Annotated in this window: 12 protein-coding genes, 1 tRNA gene, 1 other RNA gene and 1 pseudogene; 11 read left to right on the top strand and 4 right to left on the bottom strand. The window is 71.2% G+C overall.

What is annotated here, in order from left to right:
- Window positions 1-228 precede the first annotated feature (228 nt).
- The gene (locus tag IF67_RS0126490) at window positions 229-3,177 is read right to left on the bottom strand and encodes an AfsR/SARP family transcriptional regulator (protein WP_030989744.1); all 2,949 of its coding nucleotides are present in this window, start codon (window positions 3,175-3,177) and stop codon (window positions 229-231) included.
- 239 nt (window positions 3,178-3,416) lie between these two features.
- On the opposite strand from IF67_RS0126490, the gene IF67_RS0126495 reads away from it, so the two are divergent.
- Entirely contained in the window at window positions 3,417-4,430 is a 1,014-nt protein-coding gene (locus IF67_RS0126495; RefSeq protein WP_030989746.1) for an alpha/beta hydrolase, read from the top strand.
- Between the two features lie 262 nt (window positions 4,431-4,692).
- Here IF67_RS0126495 and IF67_RS0126500 read toward each other — a convergent pair whose 3' ends face one another.
- Window positions 4,693-5,373, bottom strand: coding sequence for a response regulator transcription factor (locus tag IF67_RS0126500; RefSeq protein ID WP_030989748.1), 681 nt, complete (start codon window positions 5,371-5,373; stop codon window positions 4,693-4,695).
- Window positions 5,374-5,455: 82 nt separating this feature from the next.
- The gene (locus IF67_RS0126505) at window positions 5,456-6,697 is read right to left on the bottom strand and encodes a sensor histidine kinase (RefSeq protein WP_030989750.1); all 1,242 of its coding nucleotides are present in this window, start codon (window positions 6,695-6,697) and stop codon (window positions 5,456-5,458) included.
- A 140-nt stretch (window positions 6,698-6,837) separates the two neighbouring features.
- On the opposite strand from IF67_RS0126505, the gene IF67_RS0126510 reads away from it, so the two are divergent.
- Complete coding sequence (locus IF67_RS0126510; protein ID WP_030989752.1) at window positions 6,838-8,037, top strand: serine hydrolase domain-containing protein; 1,200 nt, start codon at window positions 6,838-6,840, stop codon at window positions 8,035-8,037.
- 240 nt (window positions 8,038-8,277) lie between these two features.
- A pseudogene (locus IF67_RS45230) lies at window positions 8,278-8,510 on the top strand (site-specific integrase); the annotation flags it as partial.
- A gap of 64 nt (window positions 8,511-8,574) precedes the next feature.
- On the opposite strand, the gene IF67_RS0126520 reads toward IF67_RS45230, so the two are convergent.
- Window positions 8,575-8,662 (bottom strand) — tRNA-Ser (locus tag IF67_RS0126520).
- Window positions 8,663-8,792: 130 nt separating this feature from the next.
- Here IF67_RS0126520 and ffs point away from each other — a divergent pair.
- The 8 genes from ffs to IF67_RS0126560 all read left to right on the top strand — a co-directional run bounded on the left by ffs (window position 8,793) and on the right by IF67_RS0126560 (window position 17,250).
- Window positions 8,793-8,891, top strand: an RNA gene (gene ffs, locus IF67_RS40850) — signal recognition particle sRNA small type.
- 46 nt (window positions 8,892-8,937) lie between these two features.
- A complete protein-coding gene (locus tag IF67_RS0126530) occupies window positions 8,938-11,466 on the top strand; it encodes a DNA polymerase III subunit gamma and tau (protein ID WP_030989754.1) in 2,529 nt (842 codons plus the stop codon).
- Between the two features lie 187 nt (window positions 11,467-11,653).
- Window positions 11,654-12,004 (top strand): YbaB/EbfC family nucleoid-associated protein, encoded by a 351-nt coding sequence (locus tag IF67_RS0126535; RefSeq protein WP_078889642.1) that lies wholly within the window; start codon window positions 11,654-11,656, stop codon window positions 12,002-12,004.
- Between the two features lie 51 nt (window positions 12,005-12,055).
- Window positions 12,056-12,655 (top strand): recombination mediator RecR, encoded by a 600-nt coding sequence (gene recR, locus IF67_RS0126540; protein ID WP_018089931.1) that lies wholly within the window; start codon window positions 12,056-12,058, stop codon window positions 12,653-12,655.
- Window positions 12,648-13,310, top strand: coding sequence for a DUF5063 domain-containing protein (locus IF67_RS0126545; RefSeq protein ID WP_030989757.1), 663 nt, complete (start codon window positions 12,648-12,650; stop codon window positions 13,308-13,310). The genes recR and IF67_RS0126545 overlap by 8 nt, the downstream gene beginning before the upstream one ends.
- 423 nt (window positions 13,311-13,733) lie before the next feature.
- Window positions 13,734-15,005 carry an aspartate kinase gene (locus IF67_RS0126550; RefSeq protein ID WP_030989759.1) on the top strand — a complete coding sequence of 424 codons (1,272 nt, stop codon included), beginning with the start codon at window positions 13,734-13,736 and terminating at the stop codon, window positions 15,003-15,005.
- Entirely contained in the window at window positions 15,002-16,117 is a 1,116-nt protein-coding gene (locus tag IF67_RS0126555; RefSeq protein WP_030089274.1) for an aspartate-semialdehyde dehydrogenase, read from the top strand. Before IF67_RS0126550 ends, IF67_RS0126555 begins: the two co-directional genes overlap by 4 nt.
- A 470-nt stretch (window positions 16,118-16,587) precedes the next feature.
- A complete protein-coding gene (locus IF67_RS0126560) occupies window positions 16,588-17,250 on the top strand; it encodes a SigE family RNA polymerase sigma factor (protein WP_199812784.1) in 663 nt (220 codons plus the stop codon).
- Window positions 17,251-17,387 lie beyond the last annotated feature (137 nt).

A 17,387-nucleotide genomic window follows, 5' to 3' on the forward strand; every position in this document is an offset into this window, starting at 1 on the left:
AGGCGTCCGGAGCGCGGGCCCCACGGCCCCGGCCGCGACGGAAACCGAGACGGACAACGTCGAAGGGCCCCACCGCAAGCTTGGTTTCCAGTAGTCGTTGCTGGTCAGCGGGGTGTCGAGGCGCAGTGGTGACGTGGGTCGGGTGACTCGCTCACGCCCTCCGGAGCCCGGGTGGATCAGAGGTGCGGTCTGCATGGGGGCGACGCCGCATCCGCGCCGGCCTACTGGCTAGCAGTCTTTGCACTCCTTGAGTCCCGCGATCGCCAGCGCGCGCTCCTCAGGGTGCTCGTCGGCTCCGGGCAGGGCGAGCGCGGTCCGGAACTGCTCTCGTGCCTCGGCGACGCGGCCTGCCGCGGAGTAGGTGCGGCCCAGCCGGTATCGGATGTCCATCTCCAGCCGGTCGCAGTTGGGTTCAGTGAGTGGGGACAGCGTCCGGTGCTGGGAGAGAGCCTGGTGGTGGAGGGCCGCCGCGGCGCTCAGGTTTCCCTCTCCATGCTCTGCCGTGCCCAGCCGGGTCAGGACGATCGCGTGCATGAGTACGTCCCCGACCCGCTGAGCCAGGTCCGCCGCTCGGCGGTAAAGGATCTTGGCCTCAGCGTACTGGCCGAGGTCGAGGTGGACGCCGGCGGCGTTGCCCGAGGCCATGCTGATCATGCGAGGTCTGCCGTTCGTCTCGGCGTGGGCGCGGGCGGCGGCGAAGCAGGCCAACGCCTCCTCGCATCTCCTCTGACTGTGGTGGACGGCGCCGAGTACGCAGAGCCCCATCGCGGCGAGCCAGTGGTCGTCGAGCCGCTGAGCCAGCTCAACTGCCTCGGTGAGACGGGGAATTGCCCGCTCGGCCCGGCCCGAATTCAGGTCGGCGGCCCCCAGCCCGGCCAGGGCCCGCACCTCTTCGCGCGGGTCCGCGTGGTGGCGGCTGAGGTGAAGCGCCTCGGTGAACCAGGCGTGCCCTTGGAGGATGCGGCCCTGATAGATGTCGGTGATGCCCATGCAGTTCCGCAGCGCGGGGGCCATCCGCCGGTCGGTGGCCTCGTCCGCGTGCGCGAGCGCGATCTCCAGGGCTGTTCGGCACTCGTGGTAACGGCCCCGGCGTACGAAGTAGTCGCTCAGGGCCTCGGCGATCCAGCACGCGTAGTCGGCCTCGCCGAGCGCTGCGGCGTGCCCGACGACGTCGACGAGCTCTCCGCTCGCCGCGTCCAGCCAGCCGCCGGCGCCCTTCCAGTCCGCGAACGGCGCTCCGGCGGGTTGCGGCCCGGTGGGGAAACCGCCTTGGCCCCAGTCGCTGGTGATCCGGCCCGCGTCCAGATAGAGGCGGAGTACGGCTGTACGGGCCGCGCCGGCTTCGGCGGGGGCGGCTTCCGCGAGCCGCCGCGCGTGCACCCGAACCAGGTCGTGCAAGCGGTAGCGGCCCGGACGAGTCTGCTGCAGCAGACTCGCATCGACCAGGCTTTCCAGGGTCTGCTCGGCGTCGCGGGACGAGCAACCCAGCATGGCCGCTGATGTCAGCGGGTTGAACTCGACCGTCGGCGACAGGCCCAGGGTACGGAATCCGCGCTGCTGCGCCGGCGCGAGCTGGTCGTACGACAGCCGGAAGGCCGCCTCCACGCTGCGATCCCCGGCACTCAGCTCGCCGAGGCGGCGCTCGTCGCCCGCCATCCGGTCCACCAGGTACGCCGGCGTCCAGGCAGGGCGGGTCTGCAGCCGTGCCCCGGCGATGCGCAGCGCGAGCGGCAGCCCGTCGCACAGCCGGACCAGCTCACGCGTCGCCTCCGGCTCCCGGTCCGCGCGTTCCTCCCCGACGATGTGCCTGAGCAGGGACAGCCCATCGCCTGTCTCCAGGGGCTCCAGCGTGACTCGTCGATCGGTGTCCAGTCCGGCCAGCTGCCGCCGGCCGGCCACCAGCACCATGCTGCCCGGCCCGGCGGGCACCAGCGGCCGTATCTGCTGCGCGCTCAGGACATCGTCGAGCACGAGGAGCAGCCGCAGCGAGCTGGTCGCGGCCCGCCAGGCCGCGGTGAGTTCGTCGAGGTCGTCAGGCACCTCGCTGTCGGCTGCGCCGACCGAGCGCAGCAACCGCCGCAGCACTCGCTGCGGCGGTTGCCTCTGCCGTTCCGTGCTGTGCGCGCGCAGGTCCACGAACAGGCAGCCGTCCGGGTAGTGGACGCGCAGCGCACCGGCCGCGTGGACGACGAGCGCGGTCTTGCCGACGCCGGCCGTGCCGTCCACCGCCACGATCGACACGGATTCGGGCGGCGAGGACGCGGTCAGCAGCGCCAGTTCGCGCTCCCGCCCGATGAGGCGGCCGGTGTCGCCCGGCAGTTCGTTGACCGCGCGGCGGGGCCGGGGCCGGTCCGGCGGAGCGGCAGAGCGCGCCACCGCCGGACCGAGGAGCTGCTCGTCATCCCGGCGCAGCACCGCCTGGTGCTCCCGACGGAGTTCCTCGCCGGGATCGACCCCGAGCTGGTCGCGCAGCCGCTCGCGCATGTCCTCATAGGCGCTCAGCGCGGCCACTTGGCGTCCGATGCCGTACAGGGCACGCATCCTCAGCGCTGTCAGCGACTCGTCGTACGGATCGGACTCGGGCAGAGCGGACACAGCGGCGAGGTCGTCCAGGGCATCGGCGGACCGGCCGAGAAGAACCAGACACTCAAGCCTCTCCCGCTGAAGCGTGCGCTGGCGCTGCGACAGCCGCTGCCGCTCGCCCTGCGCGAACGGCCCCGGCAGCCCGGCCAGGGGCTCGCCTCGAAACAGGGTGAGCGCCTCGGTGAACCGGTCCATTGCGGTGGCCAGGTCACCGGATGCCCTCGCGCGCTGTGCCTCACCGGCCCGCTCGGCCAGCTCCGCCACATCGAGCCGTACTCCGTCGCCGACGAAGCTGTACCCGCCCCGGCCACTGCGGATCACCGACCCTGTCCGTCCGGCGCCCTCCGCGTCGAGCGCCTTCCGCAGCGGGTAGACGTAGCTCGGCAGTACCCGGCGACCGGACCTCGGCGGCTGTCCACCCCACACGCCGACGAGCAGCTGCTCCTGGCTGACCAGCGGGCCCGGACGCAGCACCAGCGCGGCCAGCACCGCCTGCCGCCGAACCGGCCCCAGGTCCAGCGGCGTCCGGTCACGCCAGGCCCGCACCGGCCCGAGCACCGCGATCCGAAGCCGCTGATGCGATCCCCCGTCCATCCCGAAGCCTCCGCTCCCCCGCATCATCGAGATTTCATCGGCATTTCAGCGCCTCCCGCAAGGGTTGGCAAGTCACCACCGAGAACCGCTGGGAAGCAAGGGAACGGCGAGCGAGGGAAGGCACCGGGCGCGGGCTCGGCCGGCTCCACGGCACCCGCCACGGGGGAACTCGCCATGACGTACCCGAGTGTTCCGCAGCAAGCGATCCGTTCGTGCAACTTCCCGACCAGGAGGTCAGATTGAGCGAGCACCTCTCCACCCGCAGGAGTGTTCTGAAGGCCGTCGGCGGAATCTCCGCCGCGATGGCTCTTGGCGGCGCAGGCGTCCTTGCGACGGCGTCGCCGGCCAGTGCGGCCAGTGCGGCCAGTGCGGCCGACGACGGCTTCGGGCTGACCATCAAGGACCGCAACGAGGCCGACCCCCGCATGTGGTACTACCGGTTCGCGACCGACGCGGTCGAATGGGACCCCGCCGTCAACGTCCTGCTCCCTGACGACTACCACACCAGCGGCCGCACCTACCCCGTCCTCTACCTGTTCCACGGCGGCGGTACCGACCAGGACTTCATGACCTGGGACCGGCTGCCGGAGGGAGGCATCCGCACCTGGACCGCCGGCAAGCCGATCATCGTCGTGATGCCCGACGGCGGACACGCGGGCTGGTACTCCAACCCGGTCAACTCCCTTACCGGCCCACGGAATTGGGAGACATTCCATATCGACCAGTTGCTCCGGTGGATCGACGCGAACTTCCGGACGTACGCCGAGTACGACGGCCGCGCCGTCGGCGGGTTCTCGATGGGTGGCTTCGGCGCGCTGAAGTACGCAGCCAAGTACTACGGCCACTTCGCCTCGGTGAGCGCCCACTCCGGCCCGCCCAGCCTGCGCCGCGACCTCAGCGCGGTCGCCCATTGGGCCAACGTGTCCTCCGCGGCCCTGGACCTGGGCGGCGGCACGATCTACGGCGAGCCGTTCGACGAGGCCAGGGTCAGCGCCGACAACCCCATGGAGCACATCGAGAGCTACCGCAACAAGCGGGTCTTCATGGTCGCCGGCACCAGTCCCACCCCGGTTGACCCGTTCGACCTGCTCAACGAGACCGAGGTGCTCGCCGGCCAGCGGGAGTTCCGAGCCGGCCTCGACCAAGCCGGCATCCCGCACGAGTGGCACGAGGAGCCCGGCGGACACTTCGTCCGCCCCGAGATGGCCATCCGCGACATCGACGGCATCATCGCCCGACTCCGTCAGGCGTAGAGCCGGCCACGCACAGACGTATGGCCACGCCCTCCGGGGCGGGCAGACGGACGAGAGCGGGGGCGCCCCCGACAGCGCCGGCAGCAGCCCACTCGGCCTCAACCGAGACGGAACACGACGAAGGCCCCTGGAATCCGCCTTTCCCGGTCGGGGCCTTCGTTCAGCCCGGTGAGGCCGGGCGGAGGATACGAGTAGCTGTGGAGTTACGTCGCGGCCGGTACTGAGCAGCCTGCGGGCGACCGCGCAGAGGGGCGGAAGCCGGTCAGCCGGCGAAGCCCGGGACCACCAGGCCGGACTCGTACGCGATCACCACCGCATGGGTCCGGTTCTGCGCGCCGAGCTTGGTCAGCACGTTTCCGACGTGGGTCTTGACCGTCTCCAGGCTCACCGTGAGGGACTCCGCGATCTCCGGATTGGAGAGCCCGGTGGCCATCAGGCGCAGCACCTCCTCCTCCCGGCCGGTCAGGGCGGCGTGCGGCAGGGCCTCGGCGGAGCCCAGCGGGCGGGCGGCGACCATGCGGCCCAGTGCGGCCGGGAAGAGGACCGCTTCGCCCGCCGCCACCACCCGGACCGCCTCGGCGATCTGACGGACCGGGAGGCGCTTGAGGACGAAGCCGCTGGCGCCCGCGCTGAGGGCGGCGGTGACGTAGCCGTCGTTCTCGAAGGTGGTGATCACCACGACCTTCGGCGGGTCGGCCGCTTCGGCCAGCAGTTGGCGGGTGGCCTCGATCCCGTTGCGACGCGGCATCCGTACGTCCATCAGGACCACGTCCGGCCGCAGGCTCTGCGCCCGTTCGACCGCCTCGACGCCGTCGGCGGCCTCGCCGACCACCGTGATGCCCGGCTGTGCGGCGAGCAGCATGCGCAGGCCGCTGCGGGTCACCTCTTCGTCGTCCGCGATCAGGAGGGTGACGGCGGGGCTGGTGACGGGGGGAAGGGGCATGCCTTCGCCCGCGTCGGATCCACTCACGCCGACACCCGTACCGGCAGCCGGAGGGCCATGCCTTCGCCCGCGTCGGATCCACTCACGCCGACGCCCGTGCCGGCAGCCGGACGGCCAGCCGCCAGTGCTGCGTCCCGTCCGGGCCGGCCTGGAACTCACCGTGCAGCAGCCGGACGCGCTCGGCCAGTCCGGGCAGACCGTGGCCGGAGGTCGGGAAGGCCCCCGGGCCCGGGCCCGTCCGTACCCCGGTCCGGTTGACCACCGTGAGATCCAGTCCGCCCGGCCCGGCCGCCACCCGGGCCACGATCGGGCCGCCCGCCCCGTGGCGCAGCGCGTTCGTCAGCCCCTCCTGGAGGATCCGGTACGCCGCCCGGGAGAGCGTCCCCTGCACCTGCGCCAGGTCCCCCGACAGCTCCGGTTCCACCACCGCGCCCGCGTGCCGCAGGCGGTCCAGCAGCTCTGGGAGGTCGGCCAGGGTCCGGGTCGGCGCCGTCCCCGACTGTTCCTCGCGCAGCACTCCGAGCACGTAGTCCAGGTCCTCCAGCGCGGCCCGCGTCGACTCCTCGATGCTGCGCATGGCGGCCCGCGCCGTCGCCGGGTCGGCGGAGAGCGCCTCGCCCGCCACCGCCGCCTGGATGGTGGCCGCCGTCAGCGTGTGCCCGATCGAGTCGTGCAACTCGTGGGCAATCCGGTTGCGTTCGGCCAGCAGCTGTTCCCGCTCGGCGGCCAGCGCGAGCCGTTCGGCCGCCGACGGCCCCAGCAGCCGTGGCGCCGCCCACCGCAGGGCCTTCGTCACCAGTACGCAGATGGCTACCGCCAGCAGGATGCACACGGCCGCCACCACCCAGCTCCACCCGCCCGACACCCGGACCGACGTGCCGAACAGACTCGCCCGCGCCTCGGCGCCGAGCCAGTTCCCCGGCAGGGAGAGGCCCATGATGAACAGCACCCCGCTCGCCAGCGCCCCCGTCCAGCCGACGGCCACGTGCAGCACCAGCCAGAGCGGGGTCCGCCAGCGGTCGAGGCCGAGTGAACCGGAGGGCCGGTGACCGGCCACCGGATTCGGCAGCGGCACCCGCAGCAGCCGGCGGGCCGACACGACCAGCGCCCGTCGTACGGGGCGCGCCAGGCCGACCACGCCGACCAGTACCGCCCAGACCAGCAGGACCAGGACGATCTGCACGCTCTCGGAAGCGGATCGCCACGACAGCGCCGGCAACAGGGCGAAAGGCAGCAGCGGAAGGCTCGCCAGCGCGCCGCAATAGGCGAACAGCACACCCGCATACGTGGAGCCGCGCAGCAGCGGCCGAATTCCCCTGATCATGGGCGCCAGTATCGCCGGGCAGCCCCCCGGCAGCCTCCCCCGATCGGGGGAGCGATTTCTCCCGCCTTCCCGCGATGCGGTCAGCGGGCCCTGGAAACCAGGATCGTGCCTCGACCCAACGATTCCCCAGGAGTTGACTTATGCGTGCTCAGACCCGGCAGGGCCTTCGTTCCTCGACCCGGCAGCAGGGCGGCAGACGGCGACGAGCCGTGTCGGCCGCGGTCGCGGTGGCCATCGGCGCCATGACACTGGGCGCCCTCGCCCCGCCCGCCGCCTCCGCCTCCGATTCCGCCGCCTCCGCTGCTGCCGCCGCCAGGCCGGACGCCGTCCAGCAGGCCCTGAACACGCTGGTGCGCGACGACGGGATGCCCGCCGCGCTGGCGAGCGTCCAGGACCGGAACGGCCGCATCCGCAGCTACACCGCGGGAGTTGGCGACCTGACCACCGGCTCGAAGGTGCCCAGGGACGGCCAGGTACGGATCGGCAGCAACACCAAGGCGTTCACGGCGGTCGTGGTCCTGCAGCTGGTCGGCGAAGGGAAGATCGGCCTCGACGCCACCGTCGACACCTACCTGCCCGGCCTCGTCCGCGGAAAGGGGATCGACGGGCGCCGCATCACCGTCCGCCAGCTCCTCCAGCACACCAGCGGACTCCCCGAGTACGGCATCCACGTCGACGACGACGAGATCAGGAACCGGTACTTCGAGCCCCGCGAGCTGCTCGACATCGCCCTCCGGTACAAGGCCGACGCGGCTCCGGGGACGACGTGGGGGTACAGCAACACCAACTACGTCCTGGCCGGCCTGATCGTCCAGAAGGTCACCGGCCGCCCCCTCGCCGAGGAGATGGACCGGCGCATCATCAAGCGCATCGGGCTGCGCCACACCTACTTCCCCACCCCCGGCGAGATGACCATCCGAGAGCCGCACCCCCACGGTTACCACCGCAACCCGGCGAACACACCGCTGCGCGACTTCACGGAGATGGACCCCTCCGCAGGCTGGGCCGCAGGCCAGTTGATCTCCACCAACTCCGACCTCAACCGCTTCTTCACCGCGCTCCTCGCCGGCCGCCTCCTCCCGGCGGCCCAGCTCGCCGAGATGCGCACGACCGTCCCCGCCGGGACCTCCGGCCTCCGCTACGGGCTGGGGCTCACGAGCAGGCCGCTGTCGTGCGGCGGCGTCTACTGGGGCCACGGCGGCGACATCGCGGGGTACGAGACCCGGGGCGGTGTCACCGACGACGGCCGCGCCGCCAACGTCGCGGTCACCGGCGTCCCGACGGACAAGGCAGCCACGCAGCACGTGAAGGACGCCGTGGACAGGGCCCTGTGCGGCTGAACCCCGCCGAGGGCGTTCCGTGAAGCAAAACGACCGATGGGCCCGACATGGGGTCGGGCCCATCGGTCTCATGTGTGCGCACAGCCGCCACATCGTCACCGCCCACGACGTCGGCCCGGCCGATCTGGAGGGCCGCCCGGTCGCCCACCTCGTGAGGGAACTCCTTGATCGCTGGAGCCTGGATCACCTGATCAGCGATGGCCTACCGGACCTCGGTCGTCGCCCGCCACCTGGACGGCCCGACTGCACGACGTCCGGCACAAGGCCGGAACGGTGCTCATGGTGCTGGGCGTCCCGGACCGGGTGATCGACCAGATCATGGGTTGGGAACCGGGCGGGGCCGCACGGATGCGGCGCGGTATCTCCATGTCCCCGACCACCTGTTGAAGGAAGTGGCCCGGAAGATCGGCGCGGCGATCTGGGGAACCCCGGAAACAGCTCTTGTGGACAAAGGCCAGGACAACGAGGGCTGAGACAACGTCGAAGGGCCCCACCGCAAGCGGTGGGGCCCTTCAACGTATTGCCCGGTGAGAGCAATGGCGGAGGATACGAGATTCGAACTCGTGAGGGGTTGCCCCCAACACGCTTTCCAAGCGTGCGCCCTAGGCCACTAGGCGAATCCTCCGCCGCAAACAATACAAGACGTTGGGGAGTGCTCGCGACCATGATCGCGAGGAGGGGGTGGCGGGGGATCGAGTGGATCGGGGAGCGGGGTCCGGGTTCGTTTCTTGGGCGGGGAATCCGCTACTGTGGTGCGCAGCCCCTCACGTGGCGCTATCTGACTGAACTCCCCCAGGGCCGGAAGGCAGCAAGGGTAGGTCGGCTCTGGCGGGTGCGTGGGGGGCGCTTGCGTTTGCGGGGCCCCGTCGGTTGTCAGTGCGGGCCGATATCGTCGTATGCGTGTCGTCCCTTGCGCTGTACCGCCGCTACCGCCCCGAGACCTTCGCCGAGGTCATCGGGCAAGAGCACGTAACCGATCCGCTTCAGCAGGCATTGCGGAACAATCGGGTCAATCACGCCTATTTGTTCAGTGGGCCGCGAGGTTGTGGCAAGACGACGAGCGCGCGGATCCTGGCGCGCTGCCTCAACTGTGAGGAAGGTCCCACCCCCACGCCCTGCGGGAAGTGCCAGTCGTGTCTGGACCTGGCCAGGAACGGCCGGGGCTCGATCGATGTGATCGAGATCGACGCGGCGTCGCACGGTGGCGTGGACGACGCCCGTGACCTGCGGGAGAAGGCGTTCTTCGGGCCGGCCGGCAGCCGCTACAAGATCTACATCATCGACGAGGCGCACATGGTGACCTCGGCGGGCTTCAACGCTCTGCTGAAGGTCGTCGAGGAGCCGCCGGAGCATCTGAAGTTCATCTTCGCGACGACCGAGCCCGAGAAGGTCATCGGGACGATCCGGTCGCGTACGCACCACTACCCCTTCCGGCTGGTGCCGCCGGGGACCCTGCGGGAGTACCTCGCCGAGGTGTGCGGGCGCGAGGCCAGCCCGGTCGAGGACGGGGTGCTGCCGCTGGTGGTGCGCGCCGGGGCCGGGTCGGTGCGTGACTCGATGTCCGTGATGGACCAGCTGCTCGCCGGCGCCGGTGCGGACGGTGTGACGTATGCCATGGCGACGGCGTTGCTGGGGTACACCGACGGCTCGCTGCTGGATTCGACCGTGGAGGCGTTCGCCGCGGGGGACGGGGCGGCGGCCTTCGAGGTCGTGGACCGGGTCATCGAGGGCGGCAACGACCCGCGGCGCTTCGTGGCGGACCTGCTGGAGCGCCTGCGGGATCTGGTGATCCTGGCGGCCGTGCCGGACGCGGGCGAGAAGGGGCTGATCGACGCCCCCGTGGATGTGGTGGAGCGGATGACGGCGCAGGCGTCCGTCTTCGGGGCGGCCGAGCTGAGCCGGGCCGCCGACCTGGTCAATACGGGCCTGACGGAGATGCGCGGGGCGACCTCGCCGCGGCTGCAACTGGAGCTGATCTGTGCCCGGGTGCTGCTGCCCGCGGCGTACGACGACGAGCGCTCGGTGCAGGCGCGGCTCGACCGCCTGGAGCGTGGCGCGGGCGCGGCGCTGCTGGGCGGGGCCGGCGGGATGAGCAGCGGTGCGGGCCCCGGGACAGACCCCGGGACCGGGCCGGCGCCCGTCGTGGCGTCCGGTGGCGGGCCCGCGGCCGGCTATGTACCGGGGCCGGAGGCGCATCCGGCGATGCCGGCCGGGCCGGCCGCCGCGCGTGCGGCGGTGCGGGGCACGGCGAGCGGCGGTGCGGGGGCTCCGACGGCCCCGGCCCAGGCTGCCCCGGCTCCGGCCGCCCCGGCCGCTCCCGCTCCCGCTGCGCCGACGGCCGCTGCGGAGGCGTCCGGCGGGCCGGTGGCCGGGCCCGCCGGGGAGCAGCAGCGGGGCGACGGCGGAGGCGCGGAGGCTCCCCGGGGAGGTCCCGCGGAGGCACCGCAGGCCGGAGCGCAGGGCGGTGGCCGGGAGGCCGCGGGCGCGCGGCCCGGAGCCTGGCCCGGAAGCACGGGCCGGGGCCCCACCGGCGGCGGCAATACGGGCGGCAACGGCCCCGGCGCCGGGCGGCAGCCCGGCGGCTGGCCCACGGCCGTGGCCCCGGGCCAGGGCGGACAGGCCCCGCAGAGCGAGGCCGCCGCGCCGCCCGAGCCCGGACCGCCCGCGTCCGCGCCCGTGTCCCCGCAGCCGCAGCCCGGTGCGGCCCCAGGGGCTGCCCCGGGGGCGGCACAGGGCGCCGCCCAGGTGCGGCAGATGTGGCCGGACATCCTGGATGCGGTGAAGGCCCGCCGTCGTTTCACGTGGATCCTGCTGAGCCAGAACGCCCAGGTCTCCGGCTTCGACGGCACGACGCTCCAGATCGGCTTCCCCAATGCCGGTGCCCGCGACAGCTTCGCCAACGGCGGAAGCGAGGACGTCCTCAAGGACGTGCTGGCCGAGCGGTTCCAGGTGCAGTGGCGGGTCGAGGCGATCGTCGATCCGTCGGGCGGCGCCAATCCGCCGGCCGGTGGCGCTCCCCGTAGCGGCGGTGGCGGCTTCGGCGGCGGTGGCGGCGGAGGTGCCTTCAGTGGCGGCGCGCCCGCCGCGCCACCGCAGAGCGGTCCGCAGTCCCCGCCCCCGCAGGGCGGCCCGTCGGCGCCCCCGTCGTCCGGAAGCCAGTACGGGCAGGGCGGCGCCGGAGCGGGCAGTGGCAGCCAGGGCGCCCGGATGGCGCGGGAGGCCGTCTCCTCGCCGGCGTCCGCGGGCGGCGGCCAGGGCGGGCCCGCGGCGGAGGCCTCGTACACGCCGCCGGAGCCCCCGCCGACGTCGATCGAATACGACATGCCGGCCGAGGACGACCCCGATCTCGTCGACTCCGCGCTCAGCGGGCACGACCTGATCGTGCGCGAACTCGGCGCGACGGTGGTGGAGGAGTTCAACAACGAGTAGCCGGCGCACAGCACCGCGTGGCAGCGCGCGACGAGGCCGGCCCAGGGGGCGGAGAACCGGTGAGCCCGTAAGCGGGCGTACACCAGGCGTACACCCGTGCTCCTCCCTACGGCGTAGGGCGCGGGGGACGTGAAACACGTAGGCTCGGGCTACCGCACAAACGTTGTCGTATGGCAGGAGTCACGTCGTGATCCCCGGTGGTCAGCCCAATATGCAGCAGCTGCTTCAGCAGGCCCAGAAGATGCAGCAGGACCTCGCGGCCGCCCAGCAGGAGCTGGCGGAGACACCCGTCGAGGGTTCCGCGGGCGGCGGTCTGGTCAAGGCGACGGTGACCGGCTCCGGTGAGCTCCAGGGCCTGGTCATCGACCCCAAGGCGGTCGACACCGACTCCGCAGAGGAGACCGCCGAGACGATCGCCGACCTCGTGCTGGCGGCCGTCCGGGACGCCAACGCCAGTGCCCAGCAGTTGCAGCAGCAGAAGCTCGGTCCGCTCGCCCAGGGTCTGGGCGGTGGCGGAATCCCGGGTCTCCCCTTCTGAGGAGTAGCCAACTAGCGTACGCAGCACGGCAGAAGAGAAAGAAGACGTTCCGTGTATGAAGGCGTGGTCCAGGACCTGATCGACGAGTTGGGCAGGCTGCCCGGCGTCGGTCCCAAGAGCGCGCAGCGGATCGCCTTCCACATTCTTCAGGCCGAGCCGACCGATGTCCGCCGGCTCGCGAACGCGCTGATGGAGGTCAAGGCGAAGGTCCGGTTCTGCGGCACCTGCGGCAATGTGGCGCAGGAGGAGCAGTGCCGGGTCTGCCTGGACCCGAGGCGTGATCCGGCGGTCATCTGCGTCGTGGAGGAGCCCAAGGACGTCGTGGCGATCGAGCGGACGCGCGAGTTCCGCGGCCGCTACCACGTCCTCGGCGGGGCGATCAGCCCGATCGAGGGCGTGGGCCCCGACGACCTGCGGATCAGGGAACTGCTGGCCAGGCTCGCCGACGGCACCGTCACCGAGCTGATTCTGGCCACCGACCCGAATCTGGAGGGCGAGGCGACGGCCACGTATCTGGCCCGCATGATCAAGCCCATGGGCCTGAGAGTGACACGGCTGGCGAGCGGGCTGCCGGTCGGTGGCGATCTGGAGTACGCGGACGAGGTCACGCTCGGGCGGGCCTTCGAAGGGAGGAGACTTCTCGATGTCTGATGCCACGCTGCACAACGCGACACAGGACCCGGACGACTTCGCCGTATCGATCTCCGACTCGATCGAGAGTTTCATCGTCGCGGTGACGGAGGTCGCCAAGGGCGACGAGCCGGACAGTGCGGTCCCCTTCCTGCTGCTGGAGATCTCCCAGCTGCTGCTCACCGGCGGCCGTCTGGGCGCCCACGAGGACTTCGTCCCCGACGAGCGCTACGAGCCGGACACCGGCCCGGAGCCGGACGTCGACGAGCTGCGCGAGCGCTTTGCGACCCTGCTCGACCCGGTGGACGTCTACTCCGAGGTCTTCGACCCGTATGTGCCGCGCAGCGAGCCGGTCGCCAGCCGGATCTCCGACGACCTGGCCGACCTCATCACCGATCTGCGGCACGGCCTCGCGCACTACCGGGCGGGCCGGATCAGCGAGGCCCTGTGGTGGTGGCAGTTCTCCTACCTGTCCAACTGGGGGCCGACCGCCTCGGCCGCACTGCGTGCGCTCCAGTCGCTGGTCGCCCACGTACGCCTCGACCAGCCGCTGGTCGAGCTGGACGGCCTGGACACCGACAGTGACGTCACCGGCGACGAGGAGCGGCTCGCCGAGGAGGCCGGGAAGGTCATGGCGGCGGAGATCGCGGGGCCGCTGGGGCTGCGGGGGGCCTGAGCCGGGGGAGGGGGCCGCCGGGGTGCCTGACCGGGCCCCGGCCGCCCGCTGACGGGCGTCTGGCCGGCTCCCGCGCCGTTGCCCGCGCTCTGTGCGGCGCGCCCCGTGCCGTCCGTCCCGTGCGCCTCTCGCCGTGCCCGGACCTTGTGACCTGGGTTACGTTTTCGTGTGTACCGGCCAGAAGCGGGCATGTGCTCGCCGGGCAGGCGCAACGGTGCGCCTTGTGGAGCCGCCTCGGGACGTGAAACTCACGGGACAGGTTGATCACGGTGAGAATCAGTGATCAACCAGTGAGTCTCAGGTCTCACGATGTGGTATCAGCAGGGCGGACTCCGCTTGCTCGTTAGACTGAGCCGACCGCAGTACCCCCATTTCCGGGGGTCCGGGAGGAAACTCCCGAAGAGACAGTTGCGAGGAGCGCACGTGGGCCTTGTCGTGCAGAAGTACGGCGGCTCATCCGTTGCGGATGCCGAGGGCATCAAGCGCGTTGCCAAGCGAGTCGTCGAAGCCAAGAAGAACGGCAACCAGGTTGTCGTAGTGGTTTCGGCGATGGGCGACACGACGGACGAGCTGATCGATCTCGCGCAGGAAGTGTCCCCGATTCCGTCGGGGCGCGAGTTCGACATGCTGCTGACCGCCGGAGAGCGGATCTCCATGGCCCTGCTGGCGATGGCGATCAAAAACCTCGGCCATGAGGCGCAGTCCTTCACGGGCAGCCAGGCCGGCGTCATCACCGATTCCGTGCACAACAAGGCACGGATCATCGACGTCACGCCGGGCCGCATCAAGACGTCCGTCGACGAGGGCAACATCGCCATCGTCGCCGGGTTCCAGGGCGTGTCCCAGGACAAGAAGGACATCACGACGCTGGGGCGCGGTGGGTCGGACACGACCGCCGTCGCGCTGGCGGCCGCCCTGGACGCCGATGTCTGTGAGATCTACACCGATGTGGACGGTGTCTTCACCGCCGACCCCCGGGTCGTGAAGAAGGCCCGGAAGATCGACTGGATCTCCTTCGAGGACATGCTGGAGCTGGCCAGCTCCGGATCCAAGGTGCTGCTGCACCGTTGCGTCGAGTACGCACGCCGATACAACATCCCGATCCACGTCCGCTCCTCGTTCTCGGGGCTGAAGGGCACATGGGTCAGCAACGAACCGCAAGGGGACCAGCCGATGGAGCAGGCAATCATCTCGGGCGTCGCACATGACACCTCCGAGGCGAAGGTCACGGTCGTCGGAGTCCCGGACAAGCCGGGCGAGGCCGCGCGCATCTTCCGTGCGATCGCGGACTCCGAGGTCAACATCGACATGGTCGTGCAGAACGTGTCCGCCGCGTCGACCGGTCTGACCGACATCTCCTTCACGCTGCCCAAGGCCGAGGGCCGCAAGGCCGTCGCGGCCCTGGAGAAGACCCGTGCGGCGGTGGGCTTCGACTCGCTGCGCTACGACGACCAGATCGCCAAGATCTCGCTGGTCGGCGCGGGCATGAAGACCAACCCGGGCGTCACGGCGACGTTCTTCGAGGCGCTGTCGAACGCGGGCGTGAACATCGAGCTCATCTCGACCTCCGAGATCCGCATCTCGGTCGTCACCCGCGCCGATGACGTCAACGAGGCCGTTCGCGCCGTGCACACCGCCTTCGGTCTCGACACCGACAGTGACGAGGCCGTGGTCTATGGCGGCACCGGCCGATGATTCCGGCCGAGGCGGGCCGTCCGTCCCTCGCTGACACGGCGTGGGCGGACGCCCGTACGGCCGCCAAGCCGCATCTCGCCGTCGTCGGCGCCACCGGCGCCGTCGGCTCGGTCCTGCTCGGCATCCTGTCCGAGCGGGCCGACATCTGGGGCGAGATCCGGCTGATCGCCTCGCCCCGTTCGGCCGGCCGCAAGCTGACCGTGCGGGGCGCCGAGGTCGAGGTCGTCGCGCTGAGCGAGGATGCCTTCGAGGGCATCGATGTCGCGATGTTCGACGTCCCCGACGAGGTCGCCGCGCAGTGGGCGCCGGTCGCGGTGTCCAAGGGCGCGGTGGTCGTGGACAACTCCGGCGCGTTCCGGATGGACCCGGACGTGCCGCTCGTCGTACCCGAGGTCAATGCGCACACGGCACGGGTGCGGCCGCGCGGCATCATCGCCAACCCGAACTGCACGACGCTCTCGATGATCGTCGCGCTGGGTGCGCTGCATGCCGAGTACGGGCTGAGCGAGTTGATCGTCTCCTCGTACCAAGCCGTTTCCGGAACCGGTAAGGCCGGCGTCGACACCCTGCGGGCGCAGCTGTCCGCGGTGTCCGGTACGGAGCTGGGGTGCGCGCCCGGCGATGTGCGGCGGGCCGTCGGGGACACGCTGGGGCCGTTCCCGGCGCCGATCGCGCTCAACGTCGTGCCCTGGGCCGGCTCGCTCCAGGAGGACGGCTGGTCCTCCGAGGAGCTCAAGATCCGTAACGAGTCCCGCAAGATCCTGGGGCTGCCGGACCTTCCGGTCACCGCGACCTGTGTGCGGGTGCCGGTGATCACCACGCACTCGCTGACCGTGCATGCCCGGTTCGAGAACGAGGTCTCGGTCGGCGGTGCGCACGAGATCCTGGCCGCGGCCCCCGGGGTCGTCCTCAGCGACGACCCGGCCGTGGGCGAGTACCCCACCCCCGCCGATGTCGTCGGCACGGATCCGACCTGGGTCGGGCGGGTGCGGCGCTCGATGGACGATCCGCGGGCGCTGGAACTGTTCGTGTGCGGGGACAATCTGCGCAAGGGCGCGGCGCTGAACACGGCACAGGTGGGCGAGCTGGTGGCGGCGGACCTACGGGGATAGGTCCGGCCGTGGCCAGGGATCCGGCGCCGGCGTTGCCCGGCGGGCTCCGTCAAGGGTTCTGACAGAGGCTGCGAGGATGTCGGCAGGGGCTCCGGCCATGCTGTGGGGGTGACTTGGCGGGATCGGCCGTCGTGCGCTGAGCTCCTGGGAGATACTTTGTGGGGCGTGTGAAGATCCTGTGAGCGAATTGCCGGTCCAAACCTCTTGATCTGGGCTGACGATCTGTTCGACCATTCGCTCCCCGTCGCACTGCAACCGGCAGTTGGGCGGGGAGCGTCTTTGTGGCCGCCCTCACAGGTGGCCCGGGATGTCCGCGGGCAGCAGGGTGGGGCCCCGAGTAAATCGGGGTATTTGCGTCGGGGCAATTAGGGCATTCAGGAAGAGCTGGTACGCATGAGGGCATTTGATGCATCGTCAAAAGCGGTGCCTTGCGCGTACAACCCTTGTGGGGGGAAGCGTGTCCAACAGGCGTGGCAGAGGTACTCGGATTCACCGTCGCCCCGGCAGGGGCAGCAGGCGCAACAGTGCGCCCGCCGCGGCCCCTTGCGTCCGGGGGCATGCCAGTGATCGCTCCCTGGCCCACCACGCGTCCCGCGCAGATTCCTCCTCAGCGTGGGGACACTGACGACGCGATGGCAGCGGGCACCACAGTCGACCACCTCACCGAGACCTACCGCGCGCACTACCGCTCCCTGCTCGGTCTCGCCGCACTGCTCCTCGACGACACCGCCTCCTGCGAGGACGTCGTCCAGGAAGCCTTCATCCGCGTGCACTCCGCGCGCGGACGGGTGCGCGAACCCGAGAAGACCCTCGCCTATCTCCGGCAGACGGTCGTCAACCTCTCGCGCTCCGCGCTGCGCCGCCGCATCCTCGGGCTCAAGCTGCTCTCCAAGCCGATGCCCGACATGGCGAGCGCCGAGGAGGGCGCTTACGACCTGCTGGAGCGGGACCAGCTGATCCAGGCGATGCGCGGTCTCCAGCGCCGGCAACGTGAAGTGCTGGTGCTGCGCTATTTCGCCGATATGACCGAGGCGCAGGTGGCCCAGACGCTGGGCATATCGCTCGGCTCCGTCAAGGCCTACGGGTCGCGGGGCATCGCGGCGCTCCGCGTCGCGATGGAGGCTCCGGCATGAGTGGCACAACGTCCGGCCGGTACGACCCGTTCGAATCGTGTGGCTCGCCTGGGGCGAGCAACCCGACCCACCCGAGCACGCCGAACGGAGCGATCCACCCGAGCACAGTGAACGGACCGATCCACCCGAGGACGCCT

It is taken from the genome of Streptomyces sp. NRRL S-1813 (genome assembly GCF_000719605.1).
Taxonomy (GTDB): Bacteria; Actinomycetota; Actinomycetes; order Streptomycetales; family Streptomycetaceae; genus Streptomyces; species Streptomyces decoyicus.

What these genes read in the sequence shown, in the direction of transcription:
- IF67_RS0126490 (WP_030989744.1), bottom strand. Translation starts at nt 3,177, where the DNA reads ATGGACGGGGGATCGCATCAGCGGCTTCGGATCGCGGTGCTCGGGCCG.
- IF67_RS0126500 (WP_030989748.1), bottom strand. Translation starts at nt 5,373, where the DNA reads ATGCCCCTTCCCCCCGTCACCAGCCCCGCCGTCACCCTCCTGATCGCG.
- IF67_RS0126505 (WP_030989750.1), bottom strand. Translation starts at nt 6,697, where the DNA reads ATGATCAGGGGAATTCGGCCGCTGCTGCGCGGCTCCACGTATGCGGGT.
- IF67_RS0126510 (WP_030989752.1), top strand. Translation starts at nt 6,838, where the DNA reads ATGCGTGCTCAGACCCGGCAGGGCCTTCGTTCCTCGACCCGGCAGCAG.
- IF67_RS0126545 (WP_030989757.1), top strand. Translation starts at nt 12,648, where the DNA reads ATGTCTGATGCCACGCTGCACAACGCGACACAGGACCCGGACGACTTC.
- IF67_RS0126555 (WP_030089274.1), top strand. Translation starts at nt 15,002, where the DNA reads ATGATTCCGGCCGAGGCGGGCCGTCCGTCCCTCGCTGACACGGCGTGG.